The following is a 19,584-nucleotide window of genomic DNA, read 5'->3' on the forward strand; positions in this document are numbered from 1 at the left end:
GTGTCAGGGAAAGCCGAAGGAAACCAGCCGCCAGTGCGAACCAGTAGCCCAAGTATACACGTCGCCATAGCGTTCGACCAGAACTATGTGACCCCGGTGTATGTGCTGCTTACTTCGATCTTCCTTAATAATGCGCACAATAGGATTGTAGTCCACGCTATAGAAACGGGCCTGACGGCTTTGCAGCGGGAAGAGCTACAACACTATTGCGCGGGCTATTATAGCAGTATCAGCTTCTACACGCTGGAAGAGCGTTTTGCCAGCGACTTTGTGCTGCCGCCAACTCTTTGGTGGACGGCCTCCATTTATTATCGACTGATGTTTCCGGTGCTGTTGCCGGCGGAGGTAGAGAAATTCATCTACCTCGATACCGACATCATTGTATTAGGCCAGCTACAGGCGTTGTTCGATACTCCAATGCAGGGCCTGCCGGTAGCGGCCGTGTGCGATTTTGTTGATAGCAGACCGGAGCTGGGCATTGTTAAACCGAACTCCTACTTTAATTCGGGAGTGCTGCTTATCGACCGGATTGAGTGGCAGAAAAGGGAAATCACCGCCAAAGTACTCGACTTTATCGGCAAGAATGCCGATAAATTAGTGTACCCCGATCAGGATGCCCTGAATGCAGTACTGCTGGAGAGTTGGATGAAGCTGGATACTCGGTTCAATACGATGTATCGCGACATTCCGCATGAGCATCCACGTAAGCAATTACGGCAGTTTTTGCAAAATGTAGTTGTTCTGCATTTCACGACGCAGCATAAGCCCTGGGCCATGCTCGGCGAAAACAAGCTGCGGAGCCTCTATTTCGATTACCTCGATAAAGTGCCCAGAAAATATCGTCGGCGCTACGATAATTTTACCTGGAACCGGCATAAAATTCGGAAAATGATTGAGATACGGCTCAGTGAATGGGCAATTGATTATCCTGCTCTGGCATTAGGCCGGCGCCGGAAGTAAGCTGTGGGCTGCCAAAGTCGGAATGCCAGACTTTCCATGTCAAGTTGAGTGTTGGTTTTGTTTAATAAAAGAAAAATACCATGCTGCTAGTGGTTGATAAAATAGCAAGTCGCATTGCCGGCAAACGTCGGTTCGAGGCAAGACGCCGGCAGGTGCGTTTGGTTCGTAACAAGGACTTTACGGTATTTTCTAATGACTGCTGGGGCGCCGAAGTCTACAAGTATTTGTCTTTTCCGTTTAATACGCCTTTCATCGGCTTATTCTTAATGGCTCCATGCTATCTGGAATTTCTGCGCAATCCAAAGTATTATATAGCACAGGAGTTGGTTTTTCAGGATACTTCCCGCTACCCGGAAATCAACAAGATTCGCCAGGCGAATCCCTATCCGCTGGCTACGCTGGGCGATAAAGTCGAAATCAGCTTTTTGCACTACAATTCTGTGGAGGAAGCGCAGGAAAAGTGGCAGCGCCGGGCCGCACGTATCAACTGGGATAATCTGCTGGTAAAATTAGACGGCAGCAAAGATGGGGCAACGCCGGAGTTGCTACAGGAATTTGAGCAGATGCCTTACCGGCGTTTGCTGCTGGTGAAGGAGCCCGTGCCCACGGTGAAAAATGCCATAGTAGTAAGCCGCTACACGACCAACGGAGCACACATGTTCCAAAATTCTATGTCCAATTATGATTTGGTCAACTGGATCAATACGGGAAATTACAGCTTTACACTGGCAAGTTGGATCATGCACAAATTACTCGGAGTAGGTCAGTAGCTAGGTATATATTTGGCTTATAATTATGCTATTTGATAGCACGCAAATTTTCTTTTGTAGCGTTTCATGCTAAAGAAAGCAATTGATTTTTTGATAGCCGAGCTGTCTAAAATATTGCCCGCCTGGTAAGCAACTACGGTGGTCAATACGTTTCCGGAGGTTCCTGCGCATCGCTATATTCTGCCCGGTAATATTGGCTCAATGCCCGCAGAGGTTGCGGCGCATTATCAAAAGCTAGTTGATGCTGCGCCGGCCACGCTGCCAGCTTTGCATCTGAATACAATTGCTAATGCCAACGTCTCTTGGCATGGTGCTATGTTTAATAACCTCAGGCTGTTCAAACCTGAGATGTCGCCTTGTAGGCTTCCCCTCGAAGTAGGCCAGTGAAAAGTAGAGGAAAGGGGGTATATTTTCCCATCCTTTCCCTACTGCCCCATGAAAAAGAGCCGCTTTACTGAAGCGCAAATCATCGGCATCCTGCGCCAGCAAGGCCAGGGCCAAACCGTGGCCCAGATCTGCCGCGAGCACGGCTTGAGTGAGCCCACGTTTTACCAGTGGAAGAGTAAGTACGGCGGCCTGGAGGTCACTGAATTGCAGCGCCTCAAGCACTTGGAAGAGGAAAACCGCCGCCTCAAGCAACTGGTGGCCGATCTGAGCCTGGAAAACCAAGTGGTCAAGGAGGTGCTGCGAAAAAAGTAGTGGCCCCGGCTCAGCGGCGGGCCGTGGCCCAGCACGCCGTGGCGCGGGGGCTAAGCCGGCGCCGGGCCTGTGCCCTGGTGGGCCTGGCCCGAGGCAGCTACGCCACGCCGCTGGGCCGGGGCGGGCAGCACACCAGCGCGGCGAGCGACGCGGTGGTGGTGGCCGCACTGCTTGCGGTGGCGGGGCGCCATGCTGGGTGGGGCTTTTGGAAATACCACTACCGGCTGCGCAAAGATGGCCTGGTGGTGAATCATAAGCGGCTGTGGCGCCTGTATCAGGCCCAAGACCTGCAGTTGAACCGGCGACGCAAGAAGCGCCGCTTGCCCGAACGCATCAAGCAGTCGCTGGCCGTGCCCGAGCACCCCCAATCAGTGCTGGTCGATGGACTTCATGAGCGACGCCTTGACCGACGGACGGCGCTTCCGGACCCTGAACGTGGTCGAGGACTGGAACCGCGAAGTGCTCGGCATCGAGTTGGATTTCTCCCTGCCCGCCGCCCGCGTCGTGCGCCTGCTCGCGCAACTGGTCGAGCGCCACGGCCCGCCCGCCCGGCTGCGCGCCGACAATGGCCCGGAGCTCATCAGCCACGTGTTGCAGGACTGGTGTGGCCAGCAGGGCATCGTGCTGCACTGGATTCAACCGGCCAGCCCCACCCAAAATGCCTACGTGGAGCGCTTCAACGGATCGTTTCGCCGCGAGCTGCTCAACGGCTACCTCTTTGCTACCTTGCAGTAGGCGCGCAAGCACTGCCGCTTGTGGCAGTACGACTACAACCATCTACGGCCTCATCTGGCCTTGAACTTCATGACCCCAACCGAGTTCCGCCTAGCCGCCTGACCTCTACTTTTCACTGGCCTACTTGACGGGGAAGCTTACACTGGATTCGGTGCTACTGTCTGCGCTTTTCGAGTAGCTCGACTTCGGGATGAGGAAATAGTGGGCTGTGCGCTAGATGACTGCCAAGGCATACGCCCGATGGTAACGGGGCGGTGGCGCCAGCCCGTCGGGAACGGTTGATGGATTTGCCGCGCTTCAAAGCGGATGTCGAGGGAGGCGGGGGCCGAATCGGGTTATTGCGCCGGGCACCGTACCTTTGCGCTATTATGCCTACCACAAAGCCGCCGCTCGTTTCCGTAATTATTCCCGTCTACAATGCCGGGGAATATTTGCGGCCCGCCATTGATAGTATCCTGCACCAGACCTTTCAAGACTTCGAGCTGATCATCGTCGACGACTGTTCCCGGGATGAAAGCCTGGCGGTGGCCCGCAGCTACGAAACCGATCCGCGCGTGACGGTGCTGGCCAACGAGCAGAACCGGGGGCGCTCCTTTACCGACAACTACGGCGCCGAGTACGCCCGCGGCAAGTACATTGCCAAGATGGACGCCGACGACGTGGCCCTGCCGCACCGGCTGCAAACCCAGGTCGATTTTCTGGAGCAGAACCCCACGGTGGGCCTCACCAGCAGCTTCATGAAGTGCTTCGGCGAGTCGGATATCGTGTATGAGTACCCGCTGTCGGCCGACGCGGTGCGCAGCTTTATGCTGTTCAACATGCCGGTGGCCAACCCCACGGCCTTTTTCCGCCGCTCCCTGCTGCAGGAGCACGGCCTGCGCTACGACGACACGATTCAGGACACGTTTGGCGAAGACTACGAGTTTATTGCCCGCCTCGCGCAGGTCACCGACATCGTGAATCAGCCCGAGATTCTGCTGCACTACCGCACCCTGCCCCAGACGCTGAAGGCCGACGTGCACGCCCGGCGCAACGCCAAGTCCAACCAGATTCGGGAACGGCAGCTGCGCGTGTTCGGCATTCCCTTCACGGAGCGGGAGCTGCACGTGCACAACACCATATCGTATTTCCCCTTCACCCTCGGCGACATTACCCTGGCCGAAGTGCACGCCTGGCTCTGGAAGATTCACACCTTCAACCAGACGCGCCGCTACGCCGACCCCGCCGCCATGCTGCGCTGCGTGGCCGAGCGGTGGTTTCTGACCTGCTACCTCAACCCCGACAAGCGCGTCAACTCCCTGCGCGAATACCGGCGCCAGCCCCTGGCCCAACACCACCAAGTGCCGGCCAAGCTCCAAGGTAAATTTCTGCTGAAAAGCTACGTGCTGCGGCATTTATAAGCCGCCAAGTGTATGACGAACTCCTCGACGCCCGCGCGTAAAAATATTCTGCTGCTCATTCCTCAGCTCACCTACGGCGGGGCCGAGCGGGTTTTCCACGACCACGGCCAGCAGCTGGCCCGGCACCACCACGTGGTCGAGTGCGTGTTCGACAGCAACACGGACGTCGCCTTTCCCACGGCCAATACCCTGGTGGCCCTGGACGTGCCCGCCGGTACCGGTTTGGTGGGTAAGCTGCGCAGCTTCGTGGGCCGCATTCAGCGGGTGAAGCAGCTCAAACGTGAGCACCGCATCGACGTGTGCATCAGCCACCTGGAAGGCGCCGACTACCTGAACCTGCTCAGCAAAGGCCCCGAGCAGGTGCTCTTGTGCATTCATAACTCCAAGCGCCACGACCCCAACATCCGGGGGGCGCTGGGCTGGGTGCGCCGCCGCCTGCTGATGCCCTTGCTCTACCGCTCCGCCGACCGTATCGTGCCCGTGAGCCGCGACCTGCGCCAGGAGCTGATTGATATGTTTGGCCTGGCGCCGCAGAAGGTGCAGACCATCAACAACTTCTTCGACGTGGAAGGCATCCGGCACCGCAGTCAGGAGCCGCTGCTGCCCGGCGAGCAAAAGCTGTTCGACGAGCACCCCGTGCTGATTACGGCCGGCCGCCTGGCCCGCGAAAAAAACCAGACGGCCCTGCTGGAAGTGCTCAGCACCATGCGCGCCGGCGGGCAGCATACGGCCAAGCTGGTGCTGCTCGGCGACGGGCCCCTGCGCGCCGAGCTGCTGCAGCGCTGCCAGGAGCTGGGGCTGCGCGCCTGGCAGGTGTGGAACGAGGCGCACATGACGGCCGACTACGACGTGTATTTTTTGGGCTTTCAGAGCAACCCGTTCCAGTACATTGCCCGGGCGTCGGTGTCGCTGCTCTCCTCGTCTACCGAAGGGTTTCCGATGGCACTCTGCGAGGCTATGGCCTGCGGCGTGCCCGTCGCCTCGACCGACTGCCCCACGGGCCCGCGCGAGATTCTGGCGCCCCAAACCCCGGCCAGCGACTACGCCCGCGCGCCGGAGTGGGCCGAGTTTGGCTTGCTGCTGCCCTTGCTGGGCGCGGGGCCGGCCCTGGCCCACAGCGCGCCCGTGTGGGCCGCGACCCTGACGGGGCTGTTAGCCGATCAGAAGAAACGTACGTACTATGCCGCGCAAGCGTACCGTCGGGTGCAGGATTTTGCTCCCGGCAAAATTATGCAGCAGTGGGAAGCGCTGCTTAACCAACCAAGCACATAATGAAACTGCGTCACGTCATTATCTACGTCTACAATAGCTTTAACGACCCGTTGTTTAAAGGCAATCTGCTGTTGTTTCTGCAGCACGTCGGCCGGCAGCAACCCGACCTGCGGCTGCACCTTATCACCTACGAGCAGCAGGATTACGCCCTGAGCGAAGAGCAGGCCGCGCACGTGCGGGCCGATCTGGCGACCTACAACATTGAGTGGCACCCGCTCCAATGGCATTCGGGTAGCTTCAAGCTGCTAAAGAAAGCCTATGATCTGCTGGTGGGGTTGCTGCTAGTACTCAAGCTGCGAATCGGAGTGGGCGCGCGTAGCATCAGCGGGCTGGGTACGGTGGCGGGCTCATTTGCCTTCATGATGGCTAAGTTACTGGGACTGCGCTACTACGGCTACCAGTACGAGCCCCACAGCGAGTTTATGCTCGACTGTAACGTATGGCCCGAATCAAGCATGGCGTACCGGGGGCTGCACTACATGGAGCGCCTCAGTGGGATGCACGCCGATATTCTATCGACCGGCACTGTGCATATGGTGCGGCGAATGCAGGAATGGGGTACGTCGGCGAAAGTGTACAAGCTGCCGAGTTGCGTCGACGAAACCAATATTTACTTCCGCCCCGAGGGCCGGGCGCGGATTCGCACCCAGTACAACATCCCGGCTGATAAGCAGGTGATTCTGTACTTGGGCAAGTTTGGCGGCATTTACTATGATCGGGAAATTGCCGTGCTGTTCCGGGTGTTCCAGCAGCGGAATCCCGGCCTATTCTTCCTGATCGTGTCGCCCGACGCTCCGGCCCACATTGCCGCCCTGATGCAGGCCGAAGGGCTACCCGAAGCCAGCTATACCATCACCCGCAGCCCCTACGAGCAGGTGCAGGACTACATTTCCGCCGCCGACTTCGGCGTGGTGGCCGTTCCGTCGCAGCCGTCCCAGAAGTTCCGCTCGCCCATTAAAGTAGGGGAGTACCTGTGCTGCGGCCTGCCGTACCTGGTGTGCGCCGGGGTGTCGGAAGACGACCTGGTGGCCGAGAAGTACGGCGTAGGGATCGTGGTCAGCGGCTTTACCGAGGCCGAAGCGACGCGCGTGTATCCGCAGGTAGAGGCGCTGCTGAACCGGGAGAAAACCCAGCTTCGGCAGCAGTGCCGCGAGGCCGGTATTGCCTACCGGGGCTTGAGCCAGTACCTTGCCACGGCCGATACCATTTTTGCCCAGCTGTAGGGCTTTTTTTCGTTCCGGCGCCCCAATCCGTAGCCGAAGCGGCGCGGGTCTGCGGTGATTCTCGTACTTTTGCGGACCCGGCCCGTATGGCCCGTCGCGTCTCTTCTTAGTTGTACAACTCTAACTTAATAACTCTTAAGATGAGCTAGAAATTAATTGATTTCGAAAAGCTGCAAGCCCATGCCAACGAGCTGAAGCAGCAATGGAACGACCCCAAGAAACCATTTCACTACTTGGTGTACGATGGTTTCTTCCGCCCTGATGCCGCTGAGCAGATTCTGGAAGCCTACCCTGACGTGACGACCGGCAACTGGGACGGCACCACCTACATCAACCAGAAAAATAAGTTTGCCCTCACCAAGTTCGGCGCCGAGCATCCCTTGCTGCAGCAGGTGTTCGACGAGTTCAACGGCGAGAAGTTCCTGCACATGGTAGAGGACATCACCGGCATTCCCGAGCTGCTGGGCGATGACGAGCTGTTCGGCGGCGGCCTGCACCAGTCCGTCACCGGTGCTTTCCTCGACGTGCACGTGGACTTCAACTACCACCAGACCACCAAATACCACCGGCGTATGAATGCCATCGTGTACATGAACAAGGACTGGAAGGACGAGTACAACGGCTACTTGGAGTTGTGGGGCATGAAGAAAAAGAAGCAGCTGGAAAACGTGGCCCCCATGTTCAACCGCTGCGTTATTTTCGAAACCAACGAGGTTTCCTTCCACGGCCACCCCAAGCCCCTGGCGGCCTAACGCGTAAGTCGTTGGCCGTGTATTACTACACCAAAACGCGCCTGGCTAACGAAATTGCTGGGGAGCATAACACCGTGTATGTAAATACTGAAGGAACTGTTGAATTATTTAAAGATATCAAATCGGGTCTTAAAGCAGCAGTTTAGAGAGTTAAAAAATAACTCATTTTTGTGAAAACCTGAACGTCCGCTTCTACATCAGGAGTATAGGGCATTTGTGTTTTACGCCCGAAAGACCCCTGCAATAAATATAACGTCAGGACCGATGCGACTGATACGTCAAACTGAGGCATGACTACTTGGCTGCCCGAATGACGTGAAGGATATGAAAGAAGAATACGTATGGCAGGTTTGTGACTGATGAGGATATTACATCGTTCACGAACCTGCTGCATGTATCAACTCTATTTTAGAATTTTAGCATTTATTTTTACAAATTCAATATAAAGGTATGATAATCAGTGATTTAAGCTGTAATTGAATCCTTGGTGCTTCCCTTTCTGGTGAGCATCTGCGTATATGTACTCGTGTAAACGCTTTCTATTCCTTCTCGTAAGCCAATAGAATAATGCCAGCCAAGGGCCTGCATCTTACTCACATCCAATAGCTTGCGAGGTGTTCCATCAGGCTTTGAGATATCATAGTAAATCGCGCCAGTATAGCCGGTTACCTCTTTTATTAGCATAGCCAGATCCTTGATTGTCAGGTCTTCACCAGTACCAATATTTACCGGCTCAGCCTCATTGTAATGCACCATCAGATGCAGGCAGGCTTTTGCCAAGTCATCAACATGTAGAAACTCACGGCGCGGGGTGCCGGTTCCCCATATTTCTACCGCCTTCAGATTGCGCTCCCGTGCCTCGTGGAATTTGCGCATCAGCGCTGGCAGCACATGAGAGGTCTGCAGATCATAGTTGTCTCCGGGCCCATACAAGTTAGTGGGCATTGCTGCTATAAAGTTGCAGCCATATTGAGCCCGGTATGCTTCGCAGAGTTTTAACCCCGCTATTTTAGCCAGTGCGTAAGGCTCATTGGTAAACTCCAGCGGACCCGCAAGCAGATATTCCTCTTTGATGGGCTGTGGTGCCAGTTTGGGATATATGCACGAGGACCCCAGAAACAACAGTTTCCTAACACCATGGGCATGGCTTTGCTTGATGACGTTATTCTGAATCATCAAGTTATCATACAAAAAATCGGCACGGTAGGTATTGTTGGCCACAATGCCGCCTACCTTCGCTGCTGCAAGCAACACATAGTCTGGTCTTTCTAGAGAGAAAAATGCCTCCACGGCAGCTTGATTGCGCAAATCTAACTCCTGCGATGTACGCACAACTAGGTTATGGTAACCCGTCTGTTGCAGGCGGCGCAAAAGCGCAGAGCCTACCATACCCCGGTGGCCGGCCACGTATATTCTGGCGCTTAGTTCCATGGTAGTGAAAGCGAGAAAAGGCCCTGCGAGGCCACGAACTTAAAAGGAAAAGAATGACCTGAACCCAAGCCTTGCGTGCGGTTGAGTATAGCACTGCTATGATTTGCCATGATGACAACTGCGAATAGGTAGCCGATTCATTAGCTATTTGTGTGCTTGCCGAAGGGCGCAATGCCTAAAGACATAGAATGCCGTAGCATTGATACCAGCCTGTGTAAGAGCTACCCGCATCTTCAATATGCAAGCCCGTATGCAGCTGCTCAGTCGGCGAAGGCAGCGTGAACTAGGTGGCCGCCCGCCCGCAGATAGGCCTCACGGCGAAACAGCGATAGGTCAGCCTGCATCATTTCGCCAACCAAGGCCTGGAGGTCGTACGCGGGTTCCCAGTGCAATTGTGCTTTTGCTTTTGCCGGGTCGCCGATAAGCAGTTCAACCTCCGTGGGACGGAAATATCGTTCATCAATGCGAACAACGACAGAGCCTATTGGTAGCTGATATTCAGCCTTATGACAGGCAATTATGATACCCCGCTCGGTAATCCCTTCACCGTCAAATAACACATCGATTCCTGCCTCCGCGAAGGCCAGCCGCACAAACTCGCGCACCGTTGTTGTGACGCCAGTAGCAATAACATAGTCCTCAGGTTTGTCCTGCTGAAGCATGCGCCACATCGCTTCCACATAATCTTTGGCATGGCCCCAGTCGCGCTTAGCATCCAGATTACCTAGATATAGCTCCTCCTGGAGGCCCAAGGCGATACGGGCAGCTGCCCGCGTGATTTTGCGCGTTACGAAGGTTTCGCCGCGCAATGGGCTTTCGTGGTTGAACAGGATGCCATTGCAGGCGTACATGCCGTAAGCTTCGCGATAGTTGACGGTAATCCAGTAGCCGTAAAGCTTGGCTACGGCATAGGGCGAACGAGGGTAGAATGGGGTAGTTTCACGCTGTGGTACTTCTTGTACTAAGCCGTACAGCTCTGAGGTACTGGCTTGGTAAAGGCGAGTCTTATGCGTGAGTCCAAGAATGCGCACTGCCTCCAGCAGGCGCAAGGTGCCCATGCCGTCTACATCGGCAGTATACTCAGGTGTGTCAAACGATACCTTGACGTGCGACATGGCGCCGAGATTATAAATCTCATCAGGCTGCACCTCCTGTATAATGCGAATCAGGTTGGTTGAGTCCGTAAGGTCCCCATAATGCAGGGTGAAGCGCACCTGCTCTTCGTGTGGGTCTTGGTAAAGATGATCAATCCGCTCGGTGTTGATCAGAGACGAACGGCGTTTTATGCCGTGAACCTCATAGCCTTTGCTGAGTAAAAGTTCTGCCAGGTACGTCCCGTCTTGGCCAGTGATACCGGTGATGAGTGCGCGTTTATTCATGACAAAAGGGTTGACTATGGGCATCCGGCATTATTGTTTGCGCCGGGGAATGCTCCTAAGATAGAAATATTATTGTATAATAATTATTTTTAAAATAAATAATCCATTTTTATGACCATATATAATTACCCTATGTACTCATAATTGTCGCGAAGTGGCTTGCGAAAACCGAAGTAGGTTGCGGGGCTTGCCCCTCCGCCACTGGCGCCTGTTCAACGATTCCCGAAAAAGGCAGGCGGGTGTAAGCTCCACTCTTTACGGCACGATCAGTATATTCGCACAATAGGTAAAGCGACCTGACCCTGCTTTTGCTGACAGGGCAACTGAGCGCCTGCGCCACACCTGCAATCAGACGCAGAAGGCTCGGGTGTATTAGAATGGCTGGCAACCTGCACACTCGTTTGTGCTCAGGGTAAGGTACTACTACTATCTTTAACCCAAGTTGCGGAAAATACCAGGGCACTGGTATGCTGAATTGCAGGGAATCCCATCCGGTAATTCTAAGTTGCGGAGGATGTAGGACGACTGGCCTAGGTCATTGTCCCCTCGTTCGCCCTACGACCGGCCCGCCGGCTGAAGAGAGCCACCGGACCGGAACCTGCTCCACAACCTGTGTATACACAGTAAAGCAGACAATGCTGCCATTAGAAATATATTTCTGGCGCCGCCTAATATAATATAAAGTATACGCTATGCCAAAGCGCGTCGCCATCCTGCAGTCCAACTACATTCCCTGGAAAGGCTATTTTGACCTGCTCAACAGCGTCGATGACTTCATCTTTTATGATGAGGTGCAGTACACCAAAAATGACTGGCGCAACCGCAACCGCATCAAAACGGCGCAGGGCGTGCAATGGATGACCATACCGGTGCGGCAGGAACGGCTCACGCAGAAAATCAGCGAAACACAGGTTTCTGACCCTGCCTGGGGGGCACGACACTGGCGCACACTGGCGCAGGCGTACGCTCGAGCTCCGTACTTTGCGCAGTACCGGCCTGAGTTGGAGAGACTGTATGCTGATGAGGAAACGCGGCTAAGCGCCATCAACCAGCGCTTTATCCGGGCCATTCAGGGATGGCTGGGGAGCGAAACCCGGCTGCATTCGGCGGCTGATTTTGCCGTGGATGGCGACCGGACGGCACGGCTGGTGCAATTGGTACAGGCAGTGAGAGGCACCGAGTACGTGTCGGGTCCGGCCGCCAGCGCGTATCTTGATGCCGAACAGTTTGCCCGGGTGGGCATAGCCCTAACCTGGATGAGCTACGAAGGATACCCCGAATACCCCCAGCTGCACAGTTCATTCGAGCACCGCGTAAGCGTATTGGATCTGTTGCTTAATACGGGGCCCGCTGCCCGTCGGTACATGTTGTCGTTTCCAGAAAGCCGGTCCTTATGACGTCGCCCGACTACTCCGTGGTGGTGCCCGTGTACCAGGGCCAGGCTACGCTGCTGCCGCTGGGACGGCAGCTGCGGGATTTTTTCGACGCGCACGCCTACTCCTACGAGTTGATTTTTGTGCATGACTGCGGGCCCGACGACTCGTGGCGCGTGATACGGGAGCTGCGGGAGGAGTGGGGAGGCGAAATAGTGCGGGCCGTGCGGCTGGCGCGCAATTTTGGGCAGCACAACGCTCTGCTCTGCGGTTTCCGGCACGCGCGCGGTCGGTTTTTCATCACCCTCGATGAAGACCTGCAGCATACTCCGGCCGACATTGCGCTGCTCATCCGGCGGCAGCAGGAGGCCGACTACGACGTGGTGTACGGCTGCTACGAAGCGCGCCAGCATTCCGGGCTGCGCAATCTGTCGTCGCAGCTGTTGCGGCGGCTGCTGCGTGCCGGCATCCCCGACCTGCACCCCGACTACTCGCCGTTCCGGCTGCTGAAAGCCAGTGTAGGGCGGCACTGCCTGGAAATGCGCAACTCCTACACGTTCCTGGATGGCTACCTGACCTGGGTGACGGCCAATGTGGGGAGCGTGCCGGTGTCGCATAGCTCACGGGCGGTAGGCCAGAGTGCTTACACGCTCCGCAAGCTGCTGCGCCACTCGCTCAACATCTTTGTTACATTCTCCGATGCGCCGGTGCGGCTGCTCACCTACGCTTCAGTGCTGGTCTTCTTGCTGACCACGTGCTACTCGGCCTATATTCTGCTGCGGAAGCTGCTCTACAACGACTTGCTGCCGGGCTTCGCCTCGCTGATCATTGCCATTGGTGTCGGGGTGGGGCTGCTGCTGCTGGGAATGGGAATTTTGGGCGAGTACATCCATCAGATCAACCTCAAAACCACACGCCGGCCCAATTTCGTGGAAGCCGAGACGCTTGATTAGCCTGCCAATATGCCTGGACGGAAGCCCCGTATTGCCATAGTAGGAGCCGGCGCGCTGGGCCAGCAGATGGCGCAGCACCTGCGCCAGCAGGGGCGTGGCGTGGCGGGGTTTTTTGACGACACGCACCACACGGCTGCCACCGCCGAAGGGCCGGTGCTGGGGCCGCTGACGGCGGTGGCGGCGGCATATGCGGCCGGCTGCTTCGAGGAGCTGCTGCTCGGCATTGGCTACCGGCACATGGCGCGGCGACAGCAGTTGTTTGAAGAGCTACAGGCGGCCGGTATTCCATTCGGGCAGTTCATCCATCCCAGCGCGTACGTCGACCCGAGTGTACAGCTTGGGCCGGGCGTGTTCATCTCGCCGGGCTGTGTGCTCGATTTGAACGTGGTGCTGCACGCCAACGTGCTGCTGTATACGGGCTGCGTAGTGGCGCACGATACCCAGATAGGCCCGCACTCGTTGCTGGCTCCCGGCGTGCGGCTGGCCGGCTGCGTGCAGGTGGGCGCCCGGTGCTTCCTGGGAGTCGGCACCACGGTTATCGACTCGCTGGTGCTGGGCGCCGATGTGCGCACGGGGGGCGGCAGCGTAGTGATTGACAGCCTGCCCGAGCCGGGAACCTACGTGGGCGTGCCGGCCCGGCGGCTGCGGTAGGGGCCGCGGCGGGCGGTGCGCATCGTCGCTTCCAGCAAGCAGCATCCTGCTAGCTTTGTGATTCCGCGCCCTTCGCCATGCTCCCGTTCAACAAACCGTACTTCGTCGGCACCGAAACCCGCTACATTGAGGAAGCGGTGCGCTCCGGCAAAATTTCCGGCGACGGACTCTTCACGCGGCGCTGCGAAGCCTGGTTTGCGCAGCACCTGGGCTCGGCCCGCGCCCTGCTCACTACCTCCTGCACCGATGCGCTGGAGCTGGCCGCGCTGCTGCTCGACATCCAGCCCGGCGACGAGGTGCTGCTGCCCAGCTTCACGTTTTCCTCTACGGCCAACGCCTTCGTGCTGCGTGGAGCCCGGCTCGTTTTCGTCGATTGTGCACCCGACTCGCCGGCACTGGATGCGGCGGCGCTGGCGGCGCTGGTGACGCCTCGTACCCGCGCCATCGTGCCGGTACATTACGCCGGCACTGCCTGCGACATGGGGGCCGTGCTGGCTGTCTCCGCTAGGCATGGACTGGCCGTGGTGGAAGACGCCGCGCAGGCCATTAGTAGCACCTATCAGGGCCGGCTATTAGGCTCGTTGGGCGCATTGGGGGCGTTTTCCTTCCACGAAACCAAGAACATTACGGCTGGCGGCGAAGGCGGTTTGCTGGCCATCAACGATCCTGCTCTCGTGGCTCGGGCCGAGATTCTGCGGGAGAAGGGAACCAACCGGGCGGCCTTCTTTCGCGGCGAAGTAGACAAATACAGCTGGGTGGATGTGGGCTCCTCGTTTCTGCCTGCCGATATCAACGCGGCCTATCTGTGGGGGCAGCTGGAAGCCCTGGATTTCATTCAGGCGCGGCGCTGTGCCATCTGGCAGCGCTACCACGCCGCTCTGCAGCCGCTGGCCGAAATAGGGGTGGAGCTGCCCGCCCAGCCCGACTACGCCAGCAACAACGGCCACCTCTATTATTTCGTATGCCGCTCGCTGGCCGAGCGGACCAGCCTGCTGGCGTATCTGAAAGCCCGCGACATAGCCGCCATCTTCCACTATCAGCCGCTGCACCGCAGCCCCTATTACGCCACGCGCCACGATGGCCGGCCGCTGCCCCGCGCCGACCGGTACGCGGATTGCCTAGTTCGGCTACCTTTGTATGTGGAACTGGACGAGGAGGAACAGCTGCGTATCGTGCGGGCCGTGCTTACTTTCTACCGCTGCCGGTAGCGCCAGATTCCTCAGAGCTTCCCCCTATGCGTATTCTCTTCATCGTACCCTACCCGCCGGGCCGGGCCCCGTCGCAGCGTTTTCGGTTCGAACAATATCTACCCCTGCTCACTCAGGCAGGACATTCTTACCGGCTGGCCTCGTTCATTTCAGAAGATACCTGGGCCATCCTTTACAAGCCGGGCCACGCGCTGGCCAAAGCTACCGGCATTCTGGCTGGCTTCCTGCGGCGGTTTCTGCTGCTGTTTTCGGTGCCGGCCTACGATTACGTATTCGTTCACCGCGAAGCCTCGCCCATTGGTCCGCCGGTATTTGAGTGGCTGATTGCGAAGGTGCTGGGCAAGAAGGTCATCTACGACTTCGACGACGCCATCTGGATTCCGAATACTTCGGAGGCCAACAAAATTGTGGCCGGCGTGAAGTGGCACCACAAGGTGGGTATCATTTGCCGCTGGGCCTACAAAATCAGCTGCGGCAACGTTTATCTGCGCGATTACGCCCGGCAGTTCAACCCCAACGCCGTCGTCAACCCCACGACCATTGACACCGTCAATCTGCACAACCGTGTCCGGGACCAGCGCGCGCCCGGCTGCCTGGTAATTGGCTGGACCGGCACCCACTCCACCCTGAAATACTTGGAGCAGGTGGTGCCGGTATTAGCCGAGCTGGAGCAGCACTACGATTTCGAGTTTCGCGTGATTTCCAACCAGCCGCCCGAACTCCCGCTTCGCTCGCTCAACTTTCAGCCCTGGCGCAAGGACACGGAAATCGAAGATTTGGCCGGCCTGCATATTGGCCTGATGCCGCTGGAAGATGATCCGTGGGCGAAAGGCAAATGCGCCTTCAAAGCCCTACAGTATATGGCGCTGGGCATTCCGGCCCTAGTGTCGCCGGTGGGCATGAACACGGAAGTGGTGCAATCCGACGTAAACGGCTACGTCTGCACCACGGCCGCCGACTGGCGCCAGGCTCTGGAGAAGCTCATGCGTGACCCGGAATTGCGCATTCAGCTGGGGGAGGCCGCGCGGGCCACTATCGTGGAGCGCTACTCAGTGCTGGCCAACGAGCAGAATTTCCTGAACCTGTTCTCGTAGCGGGGCTAGGCGGCCCGCAGCTGGCCGGCCGGCCGGCCCTTTTTCTGGCCGGCCCCGCTCACATCCTGCAGGATATAGAGGGCGCCCACATAAAAGGGAATCAGCGGAATCTTGTAGCGCACCAGCGTACCGAAGTTGTTGGAAATAATCCCGACGGAAGCACCGAATACCAAGGCAAATACAAAGCTGAGCACTAATACCGGGGTTTGGGCGATGCTGCTGAAGAAGTGCTTGAGTCCTACCCGAAACATGATTTTGAGGGTAAAGAAAAGGAAAAAAGCCGATTCCAAGGCCGACAGCAGCATGACTGGATTGCGTGCCTCCCACAAAAAGGGTCGGAACAGCGCCACAACAATGGCCTGCGGCGCCAGCTTCACCATGCCCCCAATCGTGCCGTCCTGCTCCCCCAGCGTATATGCCGAGCCTTCCTGCTGTACTGAAACCTGGTACAGATAATCGGCGGTGATCTTACTTTTCTCGCCAATCTTATCAATGTCGTAACTATCGTTGCCTTCTGTTAGGTTGTTGAGGGCAAATACCGCTGCCACGGCTCCAATACCTAACAGAAAAGGCTTGGCAATCATACGCAATGCCGCGTTTTTGATTCTCTGGCTGTTTTCGTTGAATACCCAGATCAAGGCTGGTGGCAAGAAAGACAGCAGGATGTAAACCTTTGTGGCGTAAAGCATATAGGCTGCTAAAAAACCGATGATAAAAGACTTGAAAAGTCGCTTCTTCTGGATGGCCCCTTGGTAGAATGCGTAAAAAACCCAGCCTAGTGCGCCTAGGCACAATGAGTCCTTCATCAGTCCGGAACCCCAGAAAAAAACGGACGGAATGAAGAAGACGGCAATAGCCAACTGTTTGTATACCTGCGGCCGGATCTTGGCAAACGTCATGTACATTGCCCACATCCCACTGAAGCTGATGCAGGCGAAGAACATCCCGACCACTGTATATGTGTTGAAACACAGTAGACCGAATACAGCTGCAAAACGGGCTACTATCAGTTCGGTAGAGCCGGGATGCCACCAATACATGCGGGACGTATACTTCGTCAGCTCCGGAAGCCGCTCTCCGTTGCTGGTCAGTAGTTTTAGCCCTATTGAAAAGGAGTCGCCGAATGCCTCATACATTAGGCTGGAGTGTTTAAAGTAATTAAACGTGTCACCGTATCCATAGTAAAACTGAAATATTAGGCCGAAAGCAATAGCCCCGACCAGTTTCACGGACAAGGCCGGAATGAAGTACTGCCGGGTGTAAACGTTTGTGACCCGTCCCCGCACGGCGAAAGCCACCGCGTAAATAAGCCCCAGATAAAGGGGCGTTAGAAACAGGTCTCTGAGTTCCATGCGTGCGGGGCTACTTCTTATACTTCTTCAAAAACGCCTTTGACTCCCGGTACTGGTCGGACTTCTTGTCGGCTATATCCTGCACAACGGCGTAGTAGCGGCGGGCGGTTCCCAAGTCCTTTTCCTTCTCGGCAATGCGCGCTAGGTTGTAGTTGGCGTGCAGATAGAAGCCACCGTTGGCTTCATCGGTGCTCTCCGCAAATACAATGCAGCGCTGGTAGTAGTCTTTAGCTTTGGCGAAATCCTTGTAGCGGTTCTGCATCAGCCAGCCCAGAAAATAGGTAGCGTAGCGGCCGCTGATGCCTTCGTAGCCGGGCAGGCCCTGGTTGAGCTTGCTGAGAATCTCCAGGCTCACCCGCTCACTCTCCCGAAACTCACCCATGTTGAAGGCCAGCAACGCGTAGAAGCGCTGGAAATAGCCGTTATCAGGATAGGTGGAGGCCAGCTCGCGGGCAATGGGCATGGCCGCGGTGGGGTTGTTTTCTTCATTATTAAGGATGCGCATCAGGAAGACTTTCGCCTCCGGGCCCACATAGAAGCCGTTGTCGGCCACGCTGCGCAGCTGCTGCAGGCCCAGCTGCTTGCTGCCTTTCGGAAACAGCAGCAGCACGGGCTTGAGCAGCGGATAGTTGTCCGGAATCCAGACGGAGTAGTAGTTGAATAGCGCCTGCCCGAAGAGGAACTCCGGGCTCAGGCCGTTGGCTTCCTTGCTTAGCTCCAGATACTTCAGGGCACGCTTGGCGCTTATTGTGGCCCGGGGCCAGTTGCTGCGCTCGGCGTTGAGGCGGCCATCAAAACCATAGGCGGCGGCTAGGAAAAAGCAGGCTTCGTAGTTCTTTTTGTCGGCATCGTACAGCGCCTCGGCCTTGGTAATGGACGAATCCATGTAGGCGAAGAACAGCTTGTCGTACTGCTTGGTCTTGATGTTGGTCGGCACGATTTTCCACCATTGGCTCAGGCCCAGCAGGAAGTAGGGCATGGGATGCTGCGGATAGCGGCGCCGCAGGGAGCGGAACTGCTTTTCGGCCCGGTCGTACTTACAGTTGTAGAGGTTCTGCACGGCGCCTTCCAGCTCCGTCTGAATGTCCTTGTCGAGCAGCAGCCAGCCTTTGGTGTCAACGGCGTTGGGCAGCACGTCCACATTCTCCGTTTGGATGCTGCGGATGGGCGTACGCGTGGTGTCCGGCTGTTGGGCGCTGGCCAACAGCGGCAGCAGCAGAAGCAACAGGACAAATCGGAGGCGAAGAATCATAGAATCGGCGGCTTGCGGGTGCGGCCGGGCGCAGAGCCCGAAGCGCACCGCCCATCGGAAACACTAAAGTATGGCTTTTATCCTAGTTTTGGACAAATAACAGGTCAATCATGGAGCTTTTACGGACCCTCTGCCAGATTCCGGCCCCTGCCGGAAATGAGGCAGCCCTCACGCAGTTTTTGCTGAACTACATCCAGACGGCCAGCCCCGGCTGGCAGACGCAGCCCACCGTGCTGGCCGGCGAGCAATGGCAGGATTGTATTATTCTGGTTTTTGGCCAGCCCCGTACGGCCGTTTTTGCTCACCTGGACAGCATCGGTTTTACCGTACGCTATGGCCGCCAGCTGGTTCGGATTGGCGGGCCGGTGTTGGATGAAGGGATTCGGCTGGTAGGGCGGGATTCGCAAGGAGAAATTGACTGCACGTTGGGAAGTGATGAAGAAACGGGCCAACCCACGTATGAGTTCACCCGCGACATCGACCGGGGCACCGAACTCACGTATTACTGCGACTTCCGCGAGACGGACACCACCGTGCAAAGCTGCTACCTCGACAACCGCCTTGGGGTCTGGAATGCGTTGCGGCTGTGCGAAACCCTGCAGGATGGCATCATCGTGTTCAGCTGCTGGGAAGAGCACGGCGGCGGGTCGGTGGCCTATCTAGCCAAGCACATCTACGAAACCTACGGGGTGCGGCAGGCCCTGATTTCCGACATCACCTGGGTGACGGAAGGCGTGCATGCCGGCCAAGGTGTGGCCATCTCCCTGCGCGACTCCCTGATTCCGCGCCGCAGCTATGTCGAGCGGATTCGGCGCATTGCGGAGGCGGCCGGTATTCCGCATCAGCTGGAAGTGGAAGGCAGCGGTGGCTCCGATGCCAAGGAGCTGCAGCACGGCGCCCAGCCCTGGGACTGGTGCTTTATCGGCGCCCCCGAAGACAACGTGCACTCCCCCGACGAAATCGTGGACAAGCGCGACATTGCCAGCATGCTGGCCTTGTATCAGGAGCTGATGCGGCAGCTGTAGCAGCCCGCTAAACCAGCCTGCCTGACGCGCTGGAAAGCCGCTCCCAGACTACGGG

16 protein-coding genes and 1 pseudogene are annotated in these 19,584 nt (G+C 57.1%); 13 read left to right on the forward strand and 4 right to left on the reverse strand.

Translation table 11 applies throughout. From position 1 onward, the window contains the following. Nucleotides 1-33: 33 nt before the first annotated feature. The 7 genes and pseudogenes from O9Z63_RS01685 (at nucleotide 34) to O9Z63_RS01715 (ending at nucleotide 7,811) form a co-directional block, all read left to right on the forward strand. Complete coding sequence (locus O9Z63_RS01685) at nucleotides 34-960, forward strand: glycosyltransferase family 8 protein (protein ID WP_270129229.1); 927 nt, start codon at nucleotides 34-36, stop codon at nucleotides 958-960. An 80-nt stretch (nucleotides 961-1,040) separates the two neighbouring features. After that, on the forward strand, nucleotides 1,041-1,730 hold the full coding sequence (locus tag O9Z63_RS01690; protein ID WP_270127534.1) for a DUF1919 domain-containing protein: 690 nt from the start codon (nucleotides 1,041-1,043) through the stop codon (nucleotides 1,728-1,730). Nucleotides 1,731-2,165: 435 nt separating this feature from the next. Beyond that, nucleotides 2,166-3,266: pseudogene (locus O9Z63_RS01695) on the forward strand (IS3 family transposase). Between the two features lie 266 nt (nucleotides 3,267-3,532). Then, entirely contained in the window at nucleotides 3,533-4,564 is a 1,032-nt protein-coding gene (locus O9Z63_RS01700; protein WP_270127535.1) for a glycosyltransferase family 2 protein, read from the forward strand. Between the two features lie 12 nt (nucleotides 4,565-4,576). Continuing rightward, a complete protein-coding gene (locus O9Z63_RS01705; protein ID WP_270127536.1) occupies nucleotides 4,577-5,836 on the forward strand; it encodes a glycosyltransferase in 1,260 nt (419 codons plus the stop codon). Beyond that, the gene (locus O9Z63_RS01710; RefSeq protein ID WP_270127537.1) at nucleotides 5,836-7,059 is read left to right on the forward strand and encodes a glycosyltransferase family protein; all 1,224 of its coding nucleotides are present in this window, start codon (nucleotides 5,836-5,838) and stop codon (nucleotides 7,057-7,059) included. The genes O9Z63_RS01705 and O9Z63_RS01710 overlap by 1 nt, the downstream gene beginning before the upstream one ends. 236 nt (nucleotides 7,060-7,295) lie before the next feature. Continuing rightward, nucleotides 7,296-7,811 (forward strand): 2OG-Fe(II) oxygenase, encoded by a 516-nt coding sequence (locus O9Z63_RS01715; protein ID WP_270129230.1) that lies wholly within the window; start codon nucleotides 7,296-7,298, stop codon nucleotides 7,809-7,811. A 465-nt stretch (nucleotides 7,812-8,276) separates the two neighbouring features. Here O9Z63_RS01715 and O9Z63_RS01720 read toward each other — a convergent pair whose 3' ends face one another. After that, nucleotides 8,277-9,242, reverse strand: coding sequence for a GDP-L-fucose synthase family protein (locus O9Z63_RS01720; protein ID WP_270127538.1), 966 nt, complete (start codon nucleotides 9,240-9,242; stop codon nucleotides 8,277-8,279). Between the two features lie 260 nt (nucleotides 9,243-9,502). Further along, nucleotides 9,503-10,621: a GDP-mannose 4,6-dehydratase gene (gene gmd / locus O9Z63_RS01725; RefSeq protein WP_270127539.1), complete on the reverse strand. Its 1,119-nt coding sequence runs from the start codon at nucleotides 10,619-10,621 to the stop codon at nucleotides 9,503-9,505. A gap of 692 nt (nucleotides 10,622-11,313) precedes the next feature. On the opposite strand from gmd, the gene O9Z63_RS01730 reads away from it, so the two are divergent. The 5 genes from O9Z63_RS01730 to O9Z63_RS01750 all read left to right on the forward strand — a co-directional run bounded on the left by O9Z63_RS01730 (nucleotide 11,314) and on the right by O9Z63_RS01750 (nucleotide 15,900). Next, complete coding sequence (locus O9Z63_RS01730; RefSeq protein ID WP_270127540.1) at nucleotides 11,314-12,018, forward strand: WbqC family protein; 705 nt, start codon at nucleotides 11,314-11,316, stop codon at nucleotides 12,016-12,018. Further along, on the forward strand, nucleotides 12,015-12,947 hold the full coding sequence (locus O9Z63_RS01735) for a glycosyltransferase family 2 protein (RefSeq protein WP_270127541.1): 933 nt from the start codon (nucleotides 12,015-12,017) through the stop codon (nucleotides 12,945-12,947). The genes O9Z63_RS01730 and O9Z63_RS01735 overlap by 4 nt, the downstream gene beginning before the upstream one ends. A 9-nt stretch (nucleotides 12,948-12,956) precedes the next feature. Beyond that, entirely contained in the window at nucleotides 12,957-13,598 is a 642-nt protein-coding gene (locus O9Z63_RS01740; RefSeq protein ID WP_270127542.1) for a NeuD/PglB/VioB family sugar acetyltransferase, read from the forward strand. Between the two features lie 77 nt (nucleotides 13,599-13,675). Then, nucleotides 13,676-14,806 (forward strand): dTDP-4-amino-4,6-dideoxygalactose transaminase, encoded by a 1,131-nt coding sequence (gene rffA, locus O9Z63_RS01745; RefSeq protein WP_270127543.1) that lies wholly within the window; start codon nucleotides 13,676-13,678, stop codon nucleotides 14,804-14,806. A 26-nt stretch (nucleotides 14,807-14,832) separates the two neighbouring features. Then, on the forward strand, nucleotides 14,833-15,900 hold the full coding sequence (locus O9Z63_RS01750; protein ID WP_270127544.1) for a glycosyltransferase family 4 protein: 1,068 nt from the start codon (nucleotides 14,833-14,835) through the stop codon (nucleotides 15,898-15,900). A gap of 5 nt (nucleotides 15,901-15,905) precedes the next feature. Here O9Z63_RS01750 and O9Z63_RS01755 read toward each other — a convergent pair whose 3' ends face one another. Next, nucleotides 15,906-17,252 (reverse strand): hypothetical protein, encoded by a 1,347-nt coding sequence (locus O9Z63_RS01755; protein WP_270127545.1) that lies wholly within the window; start codon nucleotides 17,250-17,252, stop codon nucleotides 15,906-15,908. A 10-nt stretch (nucleotides 17,253-17,262) separates the two neighbouring features. Next, on the reverse strand, nucleotides 17,263-18,504 hold the full coding sequence (locus O9Z63_RS01760; RefSeq protein WP_270127546.1) for a tetratricopeptide repeat protein: 1,242 nt from the start codon (nucleotides 18,502-18,504) through the stop codon (nucleotides 17,263-17,265). A 110-nt stretch (nucleotides 18,505-18,614) separates the two neighbouring features. Between O9Z63_RS01760 and O9Z63_RS01765 the strand changes: the two genes are divergently transcribed. Further along, complete coding sequence (locus tag O9Z63_RS01765) at nucleotides 18,615-19,529, forward strand: M20/M25/M40 family metallo-hydrolase (RefSeq protein WP_044013858.1); 915 nt, start codon at nucleotides 18,615-18,617, stop codon at nucleotides 19,527-19,529. The last annotated feature ends 55 nt before the right edge of the window (nucleotides 19,530-19,584 follow it).

It is taken from the genome of Hymenobacter yonginensis (assembly GCF_027625995.1).
In the GTDB taxonomy this organism is placed as follows: Bacteria; Bacteroidota; Bacteroidia; order Cytophagales; family Hymenobacteraceae; genus Hymenobacter; species Hymenobacter yonginensis.

Coding starts and splice junctions, on each gene's coding strand:
- O9Z63_RS01690 (WP_270127534.1), top strand. CDS start 1,041: ATGCTGCTAGTGGTTGATAAAATAGCAAGTCGCATTGCCGGCAAACGT.
- O9Z63_RS01700 (WP_270127535.1), top strand. CDS start 3,533: ATGCCTACCACAAAGCCGCCGCTCGTTTCCGTAATTATTCCCGTCTAC.
- O9Z63_RS01705 (WP_270127536.1), top strand. CDS start 4,577: ATGACGAACTCCTCGACGCCCGCGCGTAAAAATATTCTGCTGCTCATT.
- O9Z63_RS01710 (WP_270127537.1), top strand. CDS start 5,836: ATGAAACTGCGTCACGTCATTATCTACGTCTACAATAGCTTTAACGAC.
- O9Z63_RS01720 (WP_270127538.1), bottom strand. CDS start 9,242: ATGGAACTAAGCGCCAGAATATACGTGGCCGGCCACCGGGGTATGGTA.
- gmd (WP_270127539.1), bottom strand. CDS start 10,621: ATGAATAAACGCGCACTCATCACCGGTATCACTGGCCAAGACGGGACG.
- O9Z63_RS01730 (WP_270127540.1), top strand. CDS start 11,314: ATGCCAAAGCGCGTCGCCATCCTGCAGTCCAACTACATTCCCTGGAAA.
- O9Z63_RS01735 (WP_270127541.1), top strand. CDS start 12,015: ATGACGTCGCCCGACTACTCCGTGGTGGTGCCCGTGTACCAGGGCCAG.
- O9Z63_RS01740 (WP_270127542.1), top strand. CDS start 12,957: ATGCCTGGACGGAAGCCCCGTATTGCCATAGTAGGAGCCGGCGCGCTG.
- rffA (WP_270127543.1), top strand. CDS start 13,676: ATGCTCCCGTTCAACAAACCGTACTTCGTCGGCACCGAAACCCGCTAC.
- O9Z63_RS01750 (WP_270127544.1), top strand. CDS start 14,833: ATGCGTATTCTCTTCATCGTACCCTACCCGCCGGGCCGGGCCCCGTCG.
- O9Z63_RS01755 (WP_270127545.1), bottom strand. CDS start 17,252: ATGGAACTCAGAGACCTGTTTCTAACGCCCCTTTATCTGGGGCTTATT.
- O9Z63_RS01760 (WP_270127546.1), bottom strand. CDS start 18,504: ATGATTCTTCGCCTCCGATTTGTCCTGTTGCTTCTGCTGCTGCCGCTG.
- O9Z63_RS01765 (WP_044013858.1), top strand. CDS start 18,615: ATGGAGCTTTTACGGACCCTCTGCCAGATTCCGGCCCCTGCCGGAAAT.